We start from the raw sequence: 20027 nt of genomic DNA on the forward strand, positions 1-20027 counted from the left end.
AACTCCGGTCCGGGGCACGGCCACGGACGGCCCGGCGGGTGTCTGTCACCGGCCTGTGGGCAGCGGAAGTCGTTCGGCCATCTCGATCGAGAGATCGCCGCTTTCCGAGTAGACCGGAGTGGCCACGAGTTCGAGCTGCGCCGAGCCCTGCGCCGGCGCGACGACGACGGGGCTGCGGCTGGTGATGTCCACGGCCGCGGAACGCTCACGGCCCAGGCGCACCTCCTTGGTGACCCCCTCGAAGCTCACCGCGAGAAAAACATCCCAGACCCCCGCAGGGACCGGCCAGCCGCTGGATGTCTGACGCAGATTGACGCGCGCCGAGAACCGGCCCATCGCACGCGGCTTTCCCTTGGAGTTCACCAGCTTCTCGTCACGGCGTGCCGTGACGGAGAAGCGCTCCTCCTGCCCACTGTGACGCTCTCGCAGCACGACCTTCGTCGCCCGGTCCCGGGTGGACAACTGCTCGAAGAAGGCGAATCCCTCAAGACTCAGGATCGAGCCCGTCCACTGGACCGACGTCAGCTGGTGACTCACCGTCATCCGGTCGGTGATCTCGAAGATTTCATCGGGCAGGGCTGTCTCCGGATCGCGGAAGAACGGCAGCGTGGTGAACACCCGGCCGCCCTCCACGGTCTTGCGGGGCGCCGGCTTTTCCTTGTCCGCTTCGTACTCGGCCATCCGCTCCGCCTCGGCGAAGCGCCCGGACGACAGCAGCGACAGGCGTACGGCGAGCGGGCGCGGCAACAGAGCGAGAGCGCCCGGCGTGCCGTGCGCGCGCAGCACTTCCTGCGCGGCCCACATGGCTCTCTCCCGCTCGGCCCGGCTCTCCTGGGCCAGGAGCAGGATGCCTGTGGCCTTGCCGAGTTCGGCCTCCAGATGGCGCGAGAGCAGATGGTCCCGCTGGGCACCGGCCGGGGCCAGCGTGCTCACCAGCTGCATCATCCGGGCTGCCAGTTGCACCCGCTCGCTGAGCCGCACCGAGGCAGCCGGAGAGGGCCCCTTGATCACACAGGTGCTGTCGGCCAGCACCGAGATGTTGTCGGCGCCGGCATAGGCGGCGGCGGTGAAGGCCATGTCGTCGCCTATGTGCATGTCGGACGGGAACTCCAGCGCCCGCCGCCGCAGCAGACTGGTCCGGAACAGCTTGTCCGGCGTGAGCGACCAGTAGACGCGGGAGCCGTACAGATCGACGGAGGCGCGGCTCCGTCGGAACATCGATGTCGCCACGGAATGCCGCCCGGAGCTTTCCAGCTTGCCCAGCACCACGTCCGACTCGTTCTTGTCCGCGGCGCCGACCAGCTGTTCCAGGGCATCGGGCGCCAGCCGGTCGGAACCCTCCAGGAAGATCACATAGCGCGTGGCGACCTGGCTCAACGCCCAGTTGCGGGCGGTGGCGGGGCCCAGTCCCCGAGGCTGCTGTCCGGCCCGGACGAACAGAGGATGGTCATGGGCGAAACGAACCATCAGAGACCCGCTGTCGTCCGTCGATCCGTCGTCCACGGCGATGATGTGCATCCGGGCGGTGCCGATCGACTGCTTGAGCAGCGAGTCGAGACAGGCCCCGAGCGTGTCGGAGTGGTTGCTGACGCGGACGACGACGGTTACGTCCCGGATGTCGGCGGGATGGACAGGCGCGGTGTTGAGCATGGCTTATCGACTCTCCGAGGACGCGTGCGACCGGGGCCAGGGCATCGTCCCGGTGAGTTCGGGCCACTGCCAGCGATGGAACTCGGTGGTGACGGTGTGCGGCGGGAATGCACCCGGCACCCGGTCCAGAGGACCCACGAAGACGTTGACGGCGGCGGTCAGTTTCGTTGAGTCCGGGGTGCCCACGGTGTACTGGAACCGGTCGTATCCCAGGAAGCCGGGAGCGGGCAGATACGTCACCCAGCCGTCCGGCGACAGCTGTGTGCTTCCCTGGGCCGGCTGGGTCACCGAGATCACGGAGCTGCCGGCCGCCACAGCTGCCGTCGCATGGACCGAACCGGGGGTGTTGGGCTCGGTGACGATACGCAGGCCGGGCGCCGACACCGTATGCACCGGCAGAACCGCGTCACTGAGGCGTCCGGTCCGGATCAGCTTGCGGCCCGAGGCGTCCGGTACGGCGACGATGATCTGGGGCCGGAGCCTGGGAGCCTTCTTCGGGCGCCCCACGAGCAGCGAGACGACCCCGGTCTGCGTCTCACCGGGTTCGGCGCGGACCCGGAACCAACCCTGCTCGGGGAAGTACTCCACACCCTGGACGGCGACGATCTCCGCCCCGTCGGCGAGCGAGTCGGCCAGCAGGTAGGCGAAGCCACGTGGCGCTCCGTCGGCGGGCGCCACGGACAGACCGAGCTGGACGTGTTCACCGGGGGCGACGCCCGCCAGCGGATCGGCGGAACTGTACAGACCGGCGTACACCGCGCCCTCTGAGGGGTCGGTGCCGACAGCCCGGCCCCGGCACAGCAGATGGTTCACGCGCCGGACTCCTGACCGCGATGGACGGACACACGGGACTTGGTGAGGTGGGCGAAGGTGGCGTCGTCCAGCCAGCCCAGCTCGTCGTACGAGAATGTGCGCCGGTCGAGACCGGTCACCCAGTGGGGCGGGACGATCTGCTGCCTGAGCAGGCTCCGGGCCACATAACGCGCGCACTCGACGGCCCCCTCGGGGCGAAGGTGCACATTGTCGGCGTCCTGCACGATCTCCTGGAGCGGCTCACCGGGCCGGAGATACGTGAAGGCGTCCTTGGAGTTTTCCGGGCCCAGCTCCTCCCACCAGGCGAGGCTCTGCCCGTACAGATCGACCACAGGGAGATGCTCCTCGCGGGCCAGCTGCCGCATGGCCACCGGATAGTCCCCGAGGAAGCGGGCGACATTGCCGTGCCGGTCGACGCGGCGCCGCTCGAACGGAAGCAGGACCACCGGATGCCCCTGAGCGTCACGGACTCCCGTGGCGTAGGCCCTCATGTGTTCCAGAAAGCTGCCGTACGGATCGGTGTGCAGGCCGGGATCGGGCTTCCAGTCGATCTGGCCGAACCCGAAGAGCAGATAGTCGCCGGGGGACATGTTCTCCAGAATCCACTGGAGCCGGCCGCGCTCCCGGAAGCTCTTCGAGCTGGCGCGGGCGCGGGCGCAGTTGACCACTTCCACGTCATCGGTGAGGAAGAGGGGCAACGCCTGTGCCCAGCCCGCCATCGGCAGGTGGCTCACCGGACGGGTTACCGCGGTCGAGTCTCCGGCCACGAAGATCCGGCCGCGACGCGCGGCAGGCTCCGCCGTGTAGTTCATACCTCTCCCTCTTCCGGATACGACGTCGGGATGCGACGACGGGAATCGCTCACAGCTCCATGTCGGACTGCTCGCTGAGAACGGAGGCGATCGCCTGGTCGAAGCTCGATCGATGAGCTGCGGCATCCTGCTTGCGCGCGTCGACGACATGGCCTGTCATGTCCGCGAGAAGCACGTCCATCGCGCTGCCTGCGACGGACTCCGAAGAGAGCCGAGAGCTCTCGGGCCCCTCGCTGAACGCCCTGGTCCGCGCGGGGGTCGTGACGGTCCCAGGATTCAGACAGTTGACCCGGATGCCGTCGGGCTCCCACTCCTCCGCGAGAGCCTGGGTCAGATTGACGATCGCGGCCCTCGTCGAGGAGTACAGGCTGTACCCCGCACGACCCCTGGTGTAGCTGTTCGACGTGAAGAACAGCAGCTGCCCCTGGGACTCTTCGAGATACTTGAACGCGGCGCGGGCGATGTTCACCGGGGCCAGGTAGTTGACCGCCAGTGCTTCCTGGAGCGTCTCGTCGTCGGTCTCGGAGAGACGGCCGACGCTGATCACGCCCGTGGTGTTGACGACGTGGTCGATCCGGCCGGTCTCGGCGTACACGTCGGCGAAGGCGTCGGCGACGTGCTCGGGGTTCTCCGAAAGAGTGCCGGTGGTGGAGCGGCCCAGGGCGAAGACCCGGGCGCCGTACCCTGCGGCCAGCCGCGCGATGTCCCCGCCCACACCGCCCGGTTCACCGAACACGACAACGGTGCGACCGGCCAGGTGCTCCCGGTAGAAGTCCTCGCCGGAGGGCGCCGGGGCGGTGCGCGAGGAGAGCTGGAAGAGCTTGTCGGCGATGAAGACATCGACCGGCTGGGTCACCTTCATGTTGTACTCGTCGCCCATGACGACATGGACGGGCACGTCGGGCAGGTACTTCACGACGACGGAGCAGTCGTCGGTGGCCTGGAAGGCGGGGTCGGCCAGGGCCAGCTCGTACGCCCGACGGATCGTCGACAGACGGAAGCCCTGGGGGGTCTGCCCCCTGCGCAATCGCGCACGGTCCGGCACCTCGGTGATGAACTCACCGTCCTCGCCATGGGCGCGGGTGACCACGACGGTGTCGGACGAGGGGATGGCGACGTCGACGGCGCGGTAGCGGTCCATGGCCGCCACGCACTCCTCGACGACGCGCCCGGACAGCAGAGGGCGTACGGCGTCGTGGATCAGCAGGTTGCAGTCCTCGCCGTCGGCCAGGTGCTCGGTCACCCACTGGATGGCGAGGGAAGTGGTACCGCTGCGCGTCGCCCCGCCCGCCAGAACCTTCGACACCTTGCGCAGACCGGCGCGCGCGACGGTCCTCTCCGCGTCCGCGAGGTGGTCCGGCGCCATCATGATGACGATGTCGTCGATCTCGGACGCGTTCTCGAAGATGTGCAGGGTGTGTTCCAGGATCGACTTGCCGGCGATCTTCAGGAGCTGCTTCGGGATTTCGAGTCCCACGCGCTGCCCGGTCCCGCCGGCGAGGATCACGGCGACAGTGCGGTTGCGGGCTGCTGAACTGGACAAAGGTCTTCTTCCTGAACGGGTTGAGCGGGCTGGGCCGGTTGAATGGGCTGTGGCAACAACCAGAGAGGCGGGTCGACTACACCGGAAGACCGGAGGTCTGCGATTGCTCCGGGTGTTCCGGGTGCTCCGGATACTCGATCGGGAAGTCGGCGAGGCCGCGTCGGTACAGATCGTTCGCCGCGTTGTTGAACCGGACGGTGGACGGCGGATAGTCCGCGCCCAGCAGGTACTCCTTCAACTGCCCGCGGTACGGGGCCATGACGTCCCGCTCCGGTACGAGCATGGCGTCGATGGCCTCGCCGAGCCCGTTGCAGTCGGCGTCCAGCAGGTACGACGCGTAGGCGGTGCGCTGTTCGTTCCGGAACTCCTGGTCCGGCAGTCCGTCCAGGTTGAAGATCGCGTACGGCTTGCGTGTCGCAACGAAGTCCGACACCACACTCGACATGTCGCCGATCAGCAGATCGGAATGGTTGAAGCAGTCGTAGAGAGTGGGAATCCGCTCGGTCACCACATGGTGGGCTTCTTCGGGCAGGGAAGCCCAGTACAGGGCCCCGGCCTGGTTCCGGTGCCGACGGATGCGGGCGGTCCGCTCCTCCTCCGTGAGGTCGGGGAAGCTGGAGCGCACCCCGCGCTCGGACAGCTCGGCGATCCGCTTGTCGATCCGGGCCAGCTTGCGGGCCGCGCTCTTGGAATCGGTGATCTTCCGGCCGAAACGCTGGGTGTTGTCCTGCTGGAGCAGCGCGATGATGGCGCGGTGCGCGGCCGCGGCGGCGGGAGAGCGGGTGCCGAGGAGCGGGTGCGGCTTGTAGATGATCCGGATCTGCCGGTCGTGCACGAGCAGCGTGCGAATCAGCTTCTCGCCGGCCGGAATGACCGAGGTGTAGCAGGCATCGTCGGTCCAGCCCTCCCACGTCGGCGCGTAGATGACGGTGGGGACCTCGTTGATCACCGAGCCGGTCCAGTGGTGCAGGGGCATCAGCTGGGGCCGCCCCACCTCGACTATCTGGTTGCTGCTGACGGCGTGCTTGATCCGCTCGTAGCGGTCGCGGCCCGCGCGGCCGGCCACCCAGATCTCGTCGAAGACCTTGCTCACCCGGTTGCTGCTGGCCAGCTTGTCGCTGTCGCCATGGCCGATGAACACATGCTTCACCTCGGCGCGCTGGAGCATGTGGACGTTCTTGCCGGCGTTGCCCGGGTACAGCGCGACGCGCAGTTCGGGCATCTCCACACGGGCCAGGTTGTCGGCCTTGGGGACACAGATGACCGGCACCGACGTGGCGTCCAGATATCGGAGGGTTGCGCGCTCCCGCAGCACGATGATCGGGCGCAGATCAAGTGACTCCAGCGCCTCCAGCCACATGTTCACCTGGTACATGAAGTCCCGCGACACCGCGGCGAAGGTGAAGTACAGCGCGACCTGCGGCCGGTAGTCGACGAGCTGCCGGTTCAGCTCGTCGAGTGCTTCGTCGGTGGTGGGGAGCGACAGGGCGTCCCACGCGCCGGGTAGCAGGACCAGGAGAGCCACGTACGCCACGGAGACCGTGATGATGGCGCCGAAGGTGACGTACTTCCAGTCGTCCGTGGCGATCGTGCCCAGCGCCCCCGCGACCAGCGGAATGTCGAGGTGCAGGGTCTTGCGGACGTGCTTGTTGGTCAGGAAGGGGTGCGGCATCCGGCGGATGCCCAGGGCATCCAGGTCGAGCGCCCGCGTCGTGAAGGGGAGAGCCGCGCGCTTGCTGCGCACCTGCTTCAGCACCGCTCCGTAGGCGAGCTGCAGCACGAAGAGCAGCAGCAGCCCAACGGAGGCGATGCGGACCACGAACGAGTCGAGGTCGGCTATGGAGCCGCAGAGCGCGAGCAGCAGGAACTGGCGGATCAGGAAGCGGATGGTCAGGCCGAAACGCGAGTCGCGGAGCCGGTCGAGGGTGGAGGACTCGGTGTTGTGCAGCAGCAGGTCCGACAGGTAGCTGACCGCCGCGGAGACGGCGAACACGTGAAGAGAGGCCACCACGACACCTGCCAGCATGCCCACGAAGCTCAGTACGAGAGCACTCGAGATCAGGATCCCCAGCGCTACGCGGCGCTTCTCCTTGCCCATCAGCGGACAGCCCCTCCTTCATCGGTGATTTGTGGCGCACGGCAGCGTTGCCAGCAGAGCGCGGGTGATGCTGCCCACCGCAATGGGGCCGTGCCGCGGTGATAGACACGCGGACGGTGCGTAAGGATTTTGTGAAGCACCCGATCAGACCTTAAACACTAGTGACACTTTTGGTGAACTCTGGATCGGGTGAAACGTGAATTTTTGATCGTCAGATGCTGAAGAGTTATGAACCGATGCTGGCGGCGTGATCTTCTCAGCCGAAATCGCTACGGTCAGTGACCGGGTCTTTTTCCGTGCGGGGGTGGAATCGCGTCGGCATTGCCCGGCGGGCGCAGCGGAAAAACCGCGCGGAGGGTGCCGCTCGCCCTGCGAGCCGCACCCTCCGCCGGTCTGGCAACAGCGGCGTTACGCCGGAACGCTCGCCACGCCCTGCGCCAGGAACTTCTTGCCGTTCACCCGCTCCGAGACGCCTTCGCGGTCCAGGTACGGCGTGATGCCGCCCAGGTGGAAGGGCCAGCCCGCGCCGGTGATCAGGCAGAGGTCGATGTCCTGGGCTTCGGCGACGACGCCCTCGTCCAGCATCAGGCCGATCTCCTGCGCCACCGCGTCCAGGACGCGGTCGCGGACCTGCTCCTCGGACAGGACGACGTCGCCCTGCTTGAGGAGAGCGGCGACCTCCGGGTCCAGCTCCGGCTTGCCGGAGTCGTACACGTAGAAGCCGCGCTTGCCGGCCTTGACGACCGCCGCGAGGTTCTCGGAGACGGTGAAGCGCTCCGGGAAGGCGCGGTTCAGGGTCTCGGAGACATGCAGGCCGATGGCCGGGCCGACCAGTTCCAGGAGCACCAGCGGGGACATCGGCAGGCCGAGCGGCTCGATGGCCTTCTCGGCGACCTCGACCGGGGTGCCCTCGTCGATGATGTTCTGGATCTCGCCCATGAAGCGGGTCAGGATGCGGTTGACGACGAACGCCGGGGCGTCCTTCACCAGGACCGCGGTCTTCTTCAGCTTCCGCGCCACACCGAACGCCGTGGCCAGCGAGGCGTCGTCGGTCTTCTCGCCGCGGACGATCTCCAGCAGCGGGAGGATCGCGACCGGGTTGAAGAAGTGGAAGCCGACGACCCGCTCGGGGTGCTGCAGCTTCGACGCCATCTCGGTGACCGAGAGGGACGAGGTGTTGGTGGCGAGGATCGCGTGTGCCGGGGCGACCGCCTCGACCTCCGCGAACACCTGCTGCTTGACGCCGATCTCCTCGAAGACGGCCTCGATGATGAAGTCGGCGTCGGAGAAGCCCTCGGCCTTGTCCAGCACACCGGTGACCAGGGCCTTGAGGCGGTTGGCCTTGTCCTGGTTGATGCGGCCCTTGCCCAGCAGCTTCTCGATCTCGGCGTGGACATAGCCCACACCCTTGTCGACGCGCTCCTGGTCGATGTCGGTCAGGACGACCGGCACCTCCAGGCGGCGCAGGAAGAGAAGGGCGAGCTGAGAAGCCATCAGGCCCGCGCCCACCACGCCGACCTTGGTGACCGGGCGGGCCAGGTTCTTGTCCGGGGCACCGGCCGGGCGCTTGGCGCGCTTCTGGACCAGGTTGAAGGAGTAGATCCCGGAGCGCAGCTCGCCGCCCATGATCAGGTCCGCGAGGGCCTGGTCCTCGGCGTCGAAGCCGGCGCTCAGGTCGCCGTCCTTGGCCGCGGCGATGATCTCCAGCGCGCGGTACGCGGCCGGGGCGGCGCCGTGCACCTTGGAGTCGGCGATGGCCTTGCCACGGGCGACGGCCTGGTCCCAGGCGTCACCGCGATCGACCTCGGGGCGCTCCACCGTGACCGTGCCGTTCAGCACGTTCGCGGTCCAGATCAGCGACTGCTCCAAAAAGTCCGCACCCTCGAAGAGGGCGTCGGCGATCCCCAGCTCGAAGACCTGCTTGCCCTTGAGCTGACGGTTCTGGTTCAGCGAGTTCTCGATGATGACGGAGACCGCGCGGTCGGCGCCGATCAGGTTCGGCAGCAGTGCGCAGCCGCCCCAGCCGGGGACCAGACCGAGGAAGACCTCGGGCAGCGAGAACGCGGGCAGCGCCTTGGAGACGGTGCGGTACGAGCAGTGGAGACCGACCTCGACACCGCCGCCCATCGCCGCGCCGTTGTAGTACGCGAACGTCGGGACCGCGAGGCCGGAGAGGCGGCGGAAGACGTCGTGGCCGCCCTTGCCGATCGCGAGCGCATCGTCGTGGTTCTTCAGCAGCTCGACGCCCTTGAGGTCGGCGCCGACCGCGAAGATGAACGGCTTGCCGGTGATGCCGATGCCGACGATCGCACCCTCGGCGGCCTCCTTCTCGACCTGGTCGACGGCGGCGTCCAGGTTCGCCAGCGACTGCGGTCCGAAGGTGGTCGGCTTGGTGTGGTCCAGGCCGTTGTCCAGCGTGATGAGGGCGAAGCGGCCCGCACCGGCCGGAAGGTCCAGGTGGCGTACGTGCGCCTGCGTGACGACCTCGCCGGGGAACAGCTCGGCCGCACCCTTCAGAAGCTCAGTGGTGGAGCTCACTTGTTGCCTCCGTCTGCCTTGTCGAAGTGCGGGTTCTCCCAGACGACCGTCGCGCCCATGCCGAAGCCGACGCACATCGTCGTCAGGCCGTAGCGGACCTCCGGCTGCTCCTCGAACTGGCGGGCCAGCTGCGTCATCAGACGCACACCGGAGGAGGCGAGCGGGTGACCGTAGGCGATGGCGCCGCCGTACTGGTTGACGCGCTCGTCGTCGTCGGCGATGCCGTAGTGGTCGAGGAAGGCGAGCACCTGCACGGCGAACGCCTCGTTGATCTCGAACAGACCGATGTCACCGATCGTCAGACCGGCCTTGGCGAGGGCCTTCTCCGTGGACGGGATCGGGCCGAAGCCCATGACCTCCGGCTCGACACCCACGAAGGCGTACGAGACGAGGCGCATCTTGACCGGGAGGCCCAGCTCGCGGGCGACGTCCTCGGCGGCGAGCAGCGAGGCGGTGGCGCCGTCGTTGAGACCCGCGGCGTTACCGGCGGTGACGCGGCCGTGGGGGCGGAACGGGGTCTTCAGACCGGCCAGGGACTCCAGGGTCGTACCCGGACGCATCGGCTCGTCGGCGGTGACCAGGCCCCAGCCCGTCTCGCCGGCCTCGGCGTTGGTACGGCGCACCGAGATCGGCACCAGGTCCTGCTGGATCTTGCCGTTGGCGTACGCCTTGGCGGCCTTCTCCTGCGAGCGGACCGCGTACTCGTCGGCGCGCTGCTTGGTGATCTGCGGGTAGCGGTCGTGCAGGTTCTCCGCGGTCATGCCCATGAACAGGGCGGACTCGTCGACCAGCTTCTCCGATACGAAGCGCGGGTTCGGGTCCACGCCCTCGCCCATCGGGTGGCGGCCCATGTGCTCGACACCGCCGGCGACGACGACGTCGTACGCGCCGAAGGCGATGGAACCTGCCGTCGAGGTGACGGCGGTCAGGGCGCCCGCACACATGCGGTCGATGGAGTAACCGGGGACGGACTGCGGCAGACCGGCCAGGATTCCGGCGGTACGGCCCAGCGTCAGACCCTGGTCACCAATCTGGGTGGTCGCGGCGATGGCGACCTCGTCGATCTTCGCGGGGTCCAGTTCCGGGTTGCGGCGCAGCAGCTCCCGGATGGCCTTCACGACGAGATCGTCGGCGCGGGTCTCGTGGTAGATGCCCTTCGGGCCCGCTTTGCCGAACGGGGTGCGGACGCCGTCGACGAAGACGACGTCCCGGATGGTACGAGGCACGGTGGCTCTCCTCCAGGGTGCGGGATGGCACTGCTGCGGGGCACGCCCGCAGGCGCGCCGCTCCCCCCATGCTACTTGCGGGTAACCAGGCTGCCCAGCCCCTGTGGCGGGAGCGGCGAAGGTCACATGCGGGCGGGCTGTACGCGAGGACCGTTTCGTCCTCAATCGCCGCAGGGGCCGAAACGGCAATCGCCGGACAGGGCCGAGAGAACGGCCCGTCCGGCGATCGGGACGGCGTGCGGCCGCAGGCCGCGCAACCTGGCGTGATTACGACCCTCGAAGGCGACCCTTCAGGCCACCGACAGCAGCGCGCGGACCAGCAGCGGGGCCACCTGCTCGATCTGCCAGCGCCGCGCGCCGTACGCGGTGAGCGCGGACTCGATCGCATCCGGGGTCGGATGCTTCGGCGGCTCCCAGCAGACCCGGCGCACCGTGTCCGGGGTGATCAGGTTCTCCTGCGGCATGTGCAGCCGTTCGGCGAGCTCCGACACCGCGGTGCGGGCGGCCGACAGCCGGGCCGCTGCCGCCGGGTCCTTGTCCGCCCAGGCGCGCGGCGGCGGCGGACCGGCCACCGTCTGGCCGGGCTGCGGGAGCTCGGCGTCCGGCAGCGCCTTGGCCCGGTCGATGGCGGCCTGCCACTGCTCCAGCTGCCGCCGCCCCATGCGGTGGCCGAATCCGGGCAGCGCGGTCAGCGCATGTGTGTTGGGCGGGAGCGCGAGCGCCGCCTCGACGATCGCGGCGTCGCCCAGCACTTTGCCGGGCGAGATGTCCCGGCGCCGGGCGACCTGGTCACGGGCGGTCCACAGCTCCCGTACCACCGCCATCTGACGGCGGCGGCGGACCTTGTGCATGCCGGAGGTGCGGCGCCACGGGTCCTTGCGCGGGGGAGCGGGCGGCGCCGAGGCGATCGCGTCGAACTCCTCGCGCGCCCATTCCAGCTTGCCCTGCTGGTCGAGCTCGTTCTCCAGGGCGTTGCGCAGGTCGATCAGCAGCTCGACGTCGAGCGCCGCGTAGCGCAGCCAGGGGTCGGGCAGCGGGCGGGTGGACCAGTCGACGGCGGAGTGGCCCTTCTCCAGCGAGTACCCGAGCACGCTCTCGACCATGGCGCCGAGGCCGACGCGGGGGAATCCGGCCAGCCTTCCGGCCAGCTCCGTGTCGAAGAGCCCGGTGGGAGTCATCCCTATTTCGCGCAGACAGGGCAGGTCCTGAGTGGCGGCGTGCAGGATCCATTCGCTGCCGTGCAGGGCCTCTCCGAGCCCGGAGAGGTCGGGGCAGCCGACCGGGTCGATCAGTGCGCTGCCCGCGCCGTCACGGCGCAGCTGCACGAGATAGGCACGCTGGCCGTAGCGGTAGCCGGAGGCGCGCTCGGCATCGACGGCCACCGGGCCGGAGCCCGCGGCGAAAGCGGCGATCACCCGGGCGAGGGCGTCGTCGGATGCCACCACCGGGGGAATGCCCTCTCGAGGTTCGAGCAGGGGGATCGGCGCCGGGGCGACGTCGTCCGGGGGAGCGCCCCCGGTGGTTCGCAGTGAAGTGTCTGCTGCGGTCTCTTGGGCGTCGGTCACGTGTCAAGGGTATCTGTGTATGTGCGGCGCCCGTCGACGGAACGTTCCGTCGACGGGCGCCGATGAATGTAAACCAGCCGGTCCGCATGGCTGCGGATACCTGCCGGGATGCGGGGTTCAGTGGATGATGCCCGTTCGCAGGGCGACGGCGACCATTCCCGCACGGTCTCCGGTGCCGAGCTTGCGGGCGATTCGGGCGAGGTGGCTCTTGACGGTCAGGGCGGACAGGCCCATGGAGACGCCGATGGCCTTGTTGGACTGGCCTTCGGCGACCAGCCGGAGGACCTCGACCTCGCGGCCGGACAGTTCGCGGTAGCCGCCCGGGTGGCTCGGGGTGCCGGGGGGCCGGCGGTGCATACGGGCGGCATTGGCGCCGATGGGGGCGACGCCGGGACGGGTGGGGTGGCCGATATTGGTTCGGGTGCCGGTGACGACATAGCCCTTCACGCCGCCCGCGAGGGCGTTGCGTACGGCGCCGATGTCATCGGCGGCGGAGAGGGCGAGGCCGTTCGGCCAGCCGGCGGCTCGGGTCTCGGACAACAGGGTCAGCCCGGAACCGTCGGGCAGATGGACGTCGGCTACGCAGATGTCGCGTGGATTGCCGACGCGGGGACGAGCCTCCGCGATGGACGACGCCTCGATGACGTCACGTACTCCGAGTGCCCACAGATGGCGGGTGACGGTGGAACGGACGCGCGGGTCGGCCACGACGACCATGGCCGTCGGCTTGTTCGGGCGGTAGGCGACCAGGCTTGCGGGCTGCTCTAGGAGAACGGACACCAGGCCTCCTGGGGAGTGGCGGGACGGGCCGGCTCGGGGATGAAGCCGGGGCGAACCGTGCTTGAAGGGTCATTGACCTCTTCGGCAGCAGACCCGTCCTCCTTTAGAGGAAGATCACTATTTGGTGAGTAACAATTCGGGCAAATCGGACGAGCGATCGATTGTACGTAAAAAATGCCGGTAACTCCGCGACAGTTGTGACGCAGCGTTACCGACAAGGGGAGAGGTCAAGGCGGTTGAGGACGGAATCAGGACAGATTCAGGAAACCTGGGGGCCGCGCCGCTGGGGGAGTGTCACCACCGCCGCATCGGCCGGGTCCGACGGCGGCAGACCGGCGATCTGACACAGCAGATCCCCCCACGCCATCAGATGCGCCCCCGTGTCCGGCACCCCGCCACGGCCCTCGCGCGGCGTCCACGACGCCCGGATCTCGATCTGCGTCGCCGGACGCCTCGTGGCCAGCGCGCCGAAGTAGTGCGATCCCGCCCGGGTCACCGTGCCGCCCGCCTCCCCGTACGACAGACCGCGCGCCTCCAGCGCACCGGTCAGCCACGACCAGCACACCTCCGGCAGCAGCGGATCGGAGGCCATCTCCGGCTCCAGCTCGGCCCGTACCAGCGTCACCAGACGGAAGGTGCCGTGCCAGGACTCGTGCCCGGCCGGATCATGGAGCAGTACGAGACGGCCGTCGGCGAGATCGTCCTCGCCCTCGACGACCGCGGCCTCCAGGGCGTACGCGAACGGAGCGAGCCGCTTCGGCGGCCGCGTCGCCTCCACCTCCAGCTCGGGACGCAGCCGCGCCGAGCGCAGCGCGTCCACCGCCGAACGGAACGCGGGCGGGACGGAACCACCCTCCGCGCTGTCCTTGCTGTCAGCGCCATCGGATTGATCGGAGAACTGTCCCTGAGCCGGAGCCATGCGGGGAAGAGTAGGCGGAACCGGAGCCTCGCGCAGGGAGGGACACCCGGGCGGGCCCGGCGGCTTACGGCTTCGTGCGAAGATTCTCGGTGTGAGTGCCAACGATCGCCCCATGGGCCAGCAGACGCAGACATCCGCCACCCATGAGTCGGCGTTCCTGAAGGCGTGCCGGCGCGAGCCCGTGCCGCACACGCCGGTCTGGTTCATGCGCCAGGCGGGGCGTTCGCTGCCCGAGTACCTGAAGGTGCGCGAGGGCATCGGGATGCTCGACTCCTGCATGATGCCGGAGCTGGTCGCGGAGATCACGATGCAGCCCGTCCGCCGTCACAAGGTCGACGCCGCGATCTACTTCAGCGACATCGTCGTACCCCTCAAGGCCATCGGGATCGACCTCGACATCAAGCCCGGCGTCGGCCCGGTCATCGCCGATCCGATCCGCACCCGCGCCGATCTGGCCCAGTTGCGCGACCTCACGCCCGAGGACGTCACCTACGTCACCGAGGCCATCGGGCTGCTCACCGCCGAGCTGGGCGCCACCCCCCTCATCGGGTTCGCGGGCGCGCCGTTCACCCTCGCCAGCTACCTCGTGGAGGGCGGCCCGTCCCGCAACCACGAGCACACCAAGGCCCTGATGTACGGCGACCCGCAGCTCTGGGCGGATCTGCTCGACCGGCTCGCCGAGATCACCGGCGCCTTCCTCAAGGTGCAGATCGAGGCCGGTGTCTCCGCGGTCCAGCTCTTCGACTCCTGGGTGGGCGCGCTGGCTCCCGCCGACTACCGACGTTCGGTGCTCCCCGCCTCGGCGAAGGTCTTCGAGGCCGTCGCCGAGTACGGGGTCCCGCGCATCCACTTCGGTGTCGGCACCGGCGAGCTGCTCGGCCTGATGGGCGAGGCCGGGGCGGACGTCGTCGGCGTCGACTGGCGGGTCCCGATGGACGAGGCCGCGCGCCGCGTCGGCCCCGGCAAGGCGCTCCAGGGCAACCTCGACCCCGCGGTGCTGTTCGCGCCGACGGCGACGGTTCAGGAGAAGGCCCAGGAGGTACTGGACGCGGCCGCCGGACTGGAGGGCCACGTCTTCAACCTCGGCCACGGCGTGATGCCGTCGATGGACCCGGACGCGCTGACCCGCCTCGTGGAGTACGTGCACGAGCGGACCGCGCGCTGAGGGCAGAGGGTCACCGGGCACCGCGCACTCAGGCGGTGCCCGCCCGGCGCACCGCCCCCACCGCCTTGCGGGCCGCCACCAGGACGGGATCCCACACCGGTGAGAACGGCGGGGCGTAGCCCAGGTCCAGGGCGGTCATCTGGTCCACCGTCATCCCGGCCGTGAGCGCCACGGCCGCGATGTCCACGCGCTTGGCCGCCCCGTCCCGGCCCACGATCTGCACACCGAGCAGCCGCCCCGTGCGGTACTCCGCGAGCATCTTCACCGTCATCGGCTGCGCCCCCGGGTAGTAGCCCGCCCGGCCCGTCGACTCGATCGTCGCCGTGACGAACCGAAGGCCCACCGAGCGGGCGTCCTTCTCGCGCAGCCCGGTGCGGGCGATCTCCAGATCGCACACCTTGCTCACCGCGGTGCCCACCACCCCGGGGAACGTCCCGTAGCCGCCGCCCACATTCGACCCGATGACCTGGCCGTGCTTATTGGCATGGGTGCCCAGCGCGATATGGCGGGTACGGCCCGCCACCAGGTCCAGGACCTCGACGCAGTCGCCGCCCGCCCAGATGTTCTCGTGCCCGACCACCCGCATCGACAGATCGGTGAGCAGCCCGCCGTGCGGCCCCAGCGGAAGGCCGACGGCGCGCGCCAGCGTCGTCTCCGGCTCCACGCCGATGCCGAGCACCACCACGTCCGCCGGATAGGAGATGTCGCCCGCGGCGACCGCGCGGACCCGGCCGTCCGGACCGGTGCGGATCGCGGTGACCTCGGCCCGGTTGACCGTGGTGATGCCCAGACCGTCCATCGCTTCGTGGACCAGCCGCCCCATGTCGGGGTCGAGCGTCGCCATTGGCTGCTCGCCGCGGTTGAGCACGGTAACCTCGAAGCCGCGCTTCAGCATCGCCTCCGCCATCTCGACGCCGATGTAGCCCGCCCCGACGACGACCGCCCGCCTGCGCCCCGGCGCCATCCGGTCCAGCGAATCCAGCAGCGCCTGCCCGTCGTCCAGTGTCTGCACCCCGTGCACCCCGGGCGCGTCCATGCCGGGCAGCGCCGGACGCACCGGGCGGGCCCCCGTCGCGATCACCAGCTTGTCGAAGCCCGTCCAGTACGTCTCACGGCTCTCCCGGTCCACGGCCCGCACCCGCTGCCCGGCGACATCGATCTCGGTGACCTCGGTGCGCATCCGCAGGTCGATGTCGCGGGCCCGGTGCTCCTTCGGCGTACGGGCGATGAGGTCGTCCCGCTCCGGGACGTCGCCGCTGACCCAGTACGGGATGCCGCAGGCGGAGTACGAGGTGAAATGGCCCCGCTCGAAGGCCACGATGCTCAACTCGTCGGGGCCCTTGAGCCTGCGGGCCTGGGACGCGGCGGACATGCCCGCCGCGTCACCACCGATGACCACCAGTCGCTCCGCCGTCATGCCTGGTCCCTTCGACACCGAGTCCGAAGGGCCCACGCTACGACGCCGGGGGCGTGGACGAGGACTCGGCCGGCTCGGCCGGCTCGGGCGTCCTCGCCGCACGGCGTCCGGGCAGCCGCTTGCTGAGCAGCCGCCACAGCAGCAGGAGCACGGCGACCGCGGCCAGGAACGGGGCCGCTGCGCCCACCGCCATCGCGAGCCACCGCAGCATCGTGACGAACGCGTGCCAGCCGCCGCCGAGCGCGTCCAGGAACCCGGGGTCGTCGTCGTCCTTCACCACCGTCTCCGGCTCGAAGAGGTCGAGGGTGATCGTGGCCAGCGTGGTGCGGTCCTTCAGCGACTCCTGCTGGGCGAGCAGCGACTCCAAGGAGGCCTGACGGCTGCTCAGTTCGCCTTCCAGCGCGACCACGTCGGTGAGCCTCTCGGCCCGGTCCATCAGCTTGCGCACCCGCGCCACACTCGCGCGCTGGGTGGCGATCCGGCTCTCCACGTCGACCACCTGGTCGGTGACGTCCTTCGCGGTCGACGTGCGGGACAGCAGCTTCCCGGCGCCCGCGAGGTCCTTCAGCACCGCGTCGTACTCGGCCTGTGGAACGCGCAGCACGATATGTGACGTCTCATGTGTGTCATCGACCCGCTCCGTCTCCTCGCGTGAGACCAGGCCACCCGCACTCTCCGCGACGGAGCGCGCCGCCGCGGCGGCCTTCGGCACGCTCTTCACCTCCACGGAGAGCGAGGCGGTACGGATGACATGGGTGGCTGTGGGCAGGGCGTCGGGCTTCTTCGGCAGCGCCTGCGCACCATCGGCTCCCCGCGCGCCCTGCGCGGGCTTCTCGGCCGAGGTGTCCGCGGCGGCGCCCTGCTCGGCCGGGGCAAGCGCCTTCTTGTCGGCCGAGGAGCCCGAGTCGCTCGCACCGCCGCAGCCGCTCAGAGCGAGGAGGCCGGCCAGGAGACCGGCGGCCAGGACCGTGCGCGAACGACGGATGGCCGAACGGCCGGGATGACGGACTGTCTGCATAACTGCTCCCCCTGGGCGAGTGGTTGATGGTGCCGGTTCGACGTACGGGGTGGGGGCACGGGTTGCCGTATACCGGTTTCGAAGCGGTCACGTTCAGGACTCGGAAGGGGTTTGAGAGAGTGGAGGCATGCAGCGTTCACCAAATCGCGCGGACACAGGTACGGGTCATGTCGTCGTCATCGGCGGCGGCATCGCCGGTCTCGCCGCCGCTCACCGGCTCCTCGGGGCCGGGCTGCGGGTCACCCTCCTAGAAGCCACCGACCGGCTCGGCGGCAAACTCATGACCGGTGAGATCGCCGGTACCCAGGTCGACCTCGGCGCCGAGTCGGTACTCGCCCGGCGCCCGGAAGCGGTCGCACTGGCCCACGCCGTCGGGCTCGGCGACCGCCTCCAGCCACCCGCCGCCGCCACCGCGTCGGTCTGGACGCGCGGCGCCCTGCGGCCCATGCCCAAGGGCCATGTGATGGGCGTACCGGGCGACCCGGCCGCCCTCGGCGGGGTGCTCTCGCCTCAGGGCCTCGCCCGCATCGCGCAGGAGCGCGACCTGACCCCGACCCCCGTCGGCGAGGACGTCGCGGTCGGCGCGTACGTCGCCGACCGGCTCGGCCGCGAGGTCGTCGACCGGCTCGTGGAACCCCTGCTCGGCGGCGTGTACGCGGGCGATGCCTACCGGATCTCGATGCGCGCCGCCGTACCGCAGCTCTTCGAGGTGGTGCGCGAGGGCGGCTCGCTGCTCGACGGCGTACAGCGCATCCAGGAACGGGCCGCCGCCCAGCAGCGGACCGGACCGGTCTTCCAGGGCCTCGACGGCGGCATCGGCACCCTGCCGTACGCGGTCGCCGACGCCGTACGCGCGGCCGGCGGGGAGATTCTGACCGCCACCCCCGTCCTCGGCCTGACCCGTGGGGCCGACGGCTGGGACGTCCGTACGGACACCCGGGTGATCACCGCCGACGGCATCGTGCTGGCAGCCCCCGCCTGGTCCGCCTCCACCCTGCTCGCCGCCGAGTCCCCGGCCGCCTCCGCCGAGCTCGCCGGTGTCGAGTACGCGTCGATGGCGCTCGTCACCCTGGCGTTCCGCCGCTCCGACGTCGCCGCCACCGGCGCACTCGAAGGGCGCTCCGGCTTCCTCGTACCGCCGGTCGACGGCCGCACGATCAAGGCCTCCACCTTCTCCACCCACAAGTGGAACTGGGTCGCGGACTCCGCTCCCGACCTGTTCGTCCTGCGCACCTCCGTCGGCCGCTACGGCGAGGAGGACCACCTGCACCGCGAGGACAGCGAACTGGTCGACGTATCGCTGAGCGACCTCGCCGAGGCGACCGGACTGGCCGCGAAGCCCGTGGACACCGAGGTCACCCGGTGGATCGGCGGACTGCCCCAGTACCCCGTGGGCCATCTCTCCCGGGTCGCCCGGATCCGCGACGAGGTCGCCAAGCTCCCCGGGCTGCGGGTCTGCGGAGCGGTCTACGACGGCGTCGGCATCCCGGCGTGCATCGCGAGCGCCCACCGTGCCGCGGACGAGATCGCGGCCGACCTCACCGCCGGACCCGGGGAAGAGATCATCGCCACGTCGACCCTGGTTCAGGGCACACGGAGCGAGGCGGGACAATAGCCGTATGAGTGCGCCTGAGACTGTGAAATCAAGCAAGGGCCCCAACGCGGGTAAGAAGGCCAAGGACCTCAACGAGGTCATCCGCTACACGCTGTGGTCCGTCTTCAAGCTGCGCGATGTCCTGCCCGCGGACCGGACCGGCTACGCCGACGAGGTCCAGGAGCTGTTCGACCAGCTCGCGGCGAAGGACATCACCGTCCGTGGCACCTACGACCTCTCCGGTCTGCGTGCCGACGCCGACCTCATGATCTGGTGGCACGCCGAGACCGCGGACGAGTTGCAGGAGGCGTACAACCTCTTCCGGCGCACGAAGCTGGGCCTGGCGTTGGAGCCGGTCTGGTCGAACATGGCGCTGCACCGCCCCGCCGAGTTCAACAAGTCGCACATCCCGGCGTTCCTGGCCGACGAGACGCCGCGCAACTACATCAGCGTCTACCCCTTCGTGCGCTCCTACGACTGGTACCTGCTGCCGGACGAGGACCGCCGCCGGATGCTCGCGGACCACGGCAAGATGGCGCGCGGCTACCCGGACGTCCGGGCCAACACCGTCGCCTCCTTCTCGCTCGGCGACTACGAGTGGGTCCTCGCCTTCGAGGCGGACGAGCTGTACCGCATCGTCGACCTGATGCGTCACCTGCGGGCCTCCGAGGCGCGGATGCACGTCCGCGAGGAGGTTCCGTTCTTCACGGGGCGCAGGAAGTCGGTCGCAGACCTGGTGGCCGGGCTCGCGTAGCGAGCGGGCTCCGACCACCCCAACCCGGAAGATCAGACGGCGGGTACCGGCGCGTCCCGCGCCGCCCGTCGGTCCAGCGACACCGGGTTCGGTTTCCGGTGCGGTGCGCCTTCCGCGCGCCGCACCGGTCCCTTC

General features: G+C 69.7%; 15 protein-coding genes. 3 read left to right on the forward strand and 12 right to left on the reverse strand.

Annotation, left to right across the window (positions count from 1 at the left end):
• Nucleotides 1-45 precede the first annotated feature (45 nt).
• The 10 genes from OG507_RS33150 to OG507_RS33195 all read right to left on the reverse strand — a co-directional run bounded on the left by OG507_RS33150 (nt 46) and on the right by OG507_RS33195 (nt 13944).
• On the reverse strand, nt 46-1650 hold the full coding sequence (locus OG507_RS33150) for a glycosyltransferase (RefSeq protein ID WP_327370784.1): 1605 nt from the start codon (nt 1648-1650) through the stop codon (nt 46-48).
• Nucleotides 1651-1653: 3 nt separating this feature from the next.
• The gene (locus tag OG507_RS33155; RefSeq protein WP_327370785.1) at nt 1654-2463 is read right to left on the reverse strand and encodes an Ig-like domain-containing protein; all 810 of its coding nucleotides are present in this window, start codon (nt 2461-2463) and stop codon (nt 1654-1656) included.
• Nucleotides 2460-3275, reverse strand: coding sequence for a rhamnogalacturonan acetylesterase (locus OG507_RS33160; RefSeq protein ID WP_327370786.1), 816 nt, complete (start codon nt 3273-3275; stop codon nt 2460-2462). The genes OG507_RS33155 and OG507_RS33160 overlap by 4 nt, the downstream gene beginning before the upstream one ends.
• 49 nt (nt 3276-3324) lie before the next feature.
• A complete protein-coding gene (locus OG507_RS33165; RefSeq protein WP_327370787.1) occupies nt 3325-4818 on the reverse strand; it encodes a bifunctional cytidylyltransferase/SDR family oxidoreductase in 1494 nt (497 codons plus the stop codon).
• 76 nt (nt 4819-4894) lie between these two features.
• The gene (locus tag OG507_RS33170; protein WP_327370788.1) at nt 4895-6916 is read right to left on the reverse strand and encodes a hypothetical protein; all 2022 of its coding nucleotides are present in this window, start codon (nt 6914-6916) and stop codon (nt 4895-4897) included.
• 408 nt (nt 6917-7324) lie between these two features.
• Complete coding sequence (locus OG507_RS33175; RefSeq protein WP_327370789.1) at nt 7325-9454, reverse strand: 3-hydroxyacyl-CoA dehydrogenase NAD-binding domain-containing protein; 2130 nt, start codon at nt 9452-9454, stop codon at nt 7325-7327.
• On the reverse strand, nt 9451-10680 hold the full coding sequence (locus OG507_RS33180) for a thiolase family protein (RefSeq protein ID WP_327370790.1): 1230 nt from the start codon (nt 10678-10680) through the stop codon (nt 9451-9453). Before OG507_RS33180 ends, OG507_RS33175 begins: the two co-directional genes overlap by 4 nt.
• Before the next feature lie 290 nt (nt 10681-10970).
• Nucleotides 10971-12245, reverse strand: coding sequence for a ribonuclease D (locus tag OG507_RS33185; RefSeq protein ID WP_327370791.1), 1275 nt, complete (start codon nt 12243-12245; stop codon nt 10971-10973).
• A 117-nt stretch (nt 12246-12362) separates the two neighbouring features.
• Nucleotides 12363-13025, reverse strand: a complete 663-nt coding sequence (locus tag OG507_RS33190) for a helix-turn-helix transcriptional regulator (RefSeq protein ID WP_024488613.1) — start codon at nt 13023-13025, stop codon at nt 12363-12365.
• A 259-nt stretch (nt 13026-13284) separates the two neighbouring features.
• Entirely contained in the window at nt 13285-13944 is a 660-nt protein-coding gene (locus tag OG507_RS33195) for a DUF3000 domain-containing protein (protein ID WP_327370792.1), read from the reverse strand.
• Between the two features lie 91 nt (nt 13945-14035).
• On the opposite strand from OG507_RS33195, the gene hemE reads away from it, so the two are divergent.
• A complete protein-coding gene (hemE, locus tag OG507_RS33200) occupies nt 14036-15109 on the forward strand; it encodes a uroporphyrinogen decarboxylase (RefSeq protein ID WP_442811056.1) in 1074 nt (357 codons plus the stop codon).
• Nucleotides 15110-15137: 28 nt separating this feature from the next.
• Here hemE and OG507_RS33205 read toward each other — a convergent pair whose 3' ends face one another.
• Together OG507_RS33205 and OG507_RS33210 are read right to left on the reverse strand one after the other, a co-directional pair.
• Nucleotides 15138-16526, reverse strand: coding sequence for an FAD-dependent oxidoreductase (locus OG507_RS33205; RefSeq protein ID WP_327370793.1), 1389 nt, complete (start codon nt 16524-16526; stop codon nt 15138-15140).
• 37 nt (nt 16527-16563) lie between these two features.
• Nucleotides 16564-17544, reverse strand: coding sequence for a DUF4349 domain-containing protein (locus tag OG507_RS33210; RefSeq protein WP_327370794.1), 981 nt, complete (start codon nt 17542-17544; stop codon nt 16564-16566).
• Nucleotides 17545-17671: 127 nt separating this feature from the next.
• On the opposite strand from OG507_RS33210, the gene hemG reads away from it, so the two are divergent.
• Nucleotides 17672-19159 (forward strand): protoporphyrinogen oxidase, encoded by a 1488-nt coding sequence (hemG, locus tag OG507_RS33215; RefSeq protein ID WP_327370795.1) that lies wholly within the window; start codon nt 17672-17674, stop codon nt 19157-19159.
• 4 nt (nt 19160-19163) lie between these two features.
• Nucleotides 19164-19892 carry a hydrogen peroxide-dependent heme synthase gene (gene hemQ, locus OG507_RS33220; protein ID WP_327370796.1) on the forward strand — a complete coding sequence of 243 codons (729 nt, stop codon included), beginning with the start codon at nt 19164-19166 and terminating at the stop codon, nt 19890-19892.
• The last annotated feature ends 135 nt before the right edge of the window (nt 19893-20027 follow it).

It is taken from the genome of Streptomyces sp. NBC_01217 (assembly GCF_035994185.1).
Taxonomy (GTDB): Bacteria; Actinomycetota; Actinomycetes; order Streptomycetales; family Streptomycetaceae; genus Streptomyces.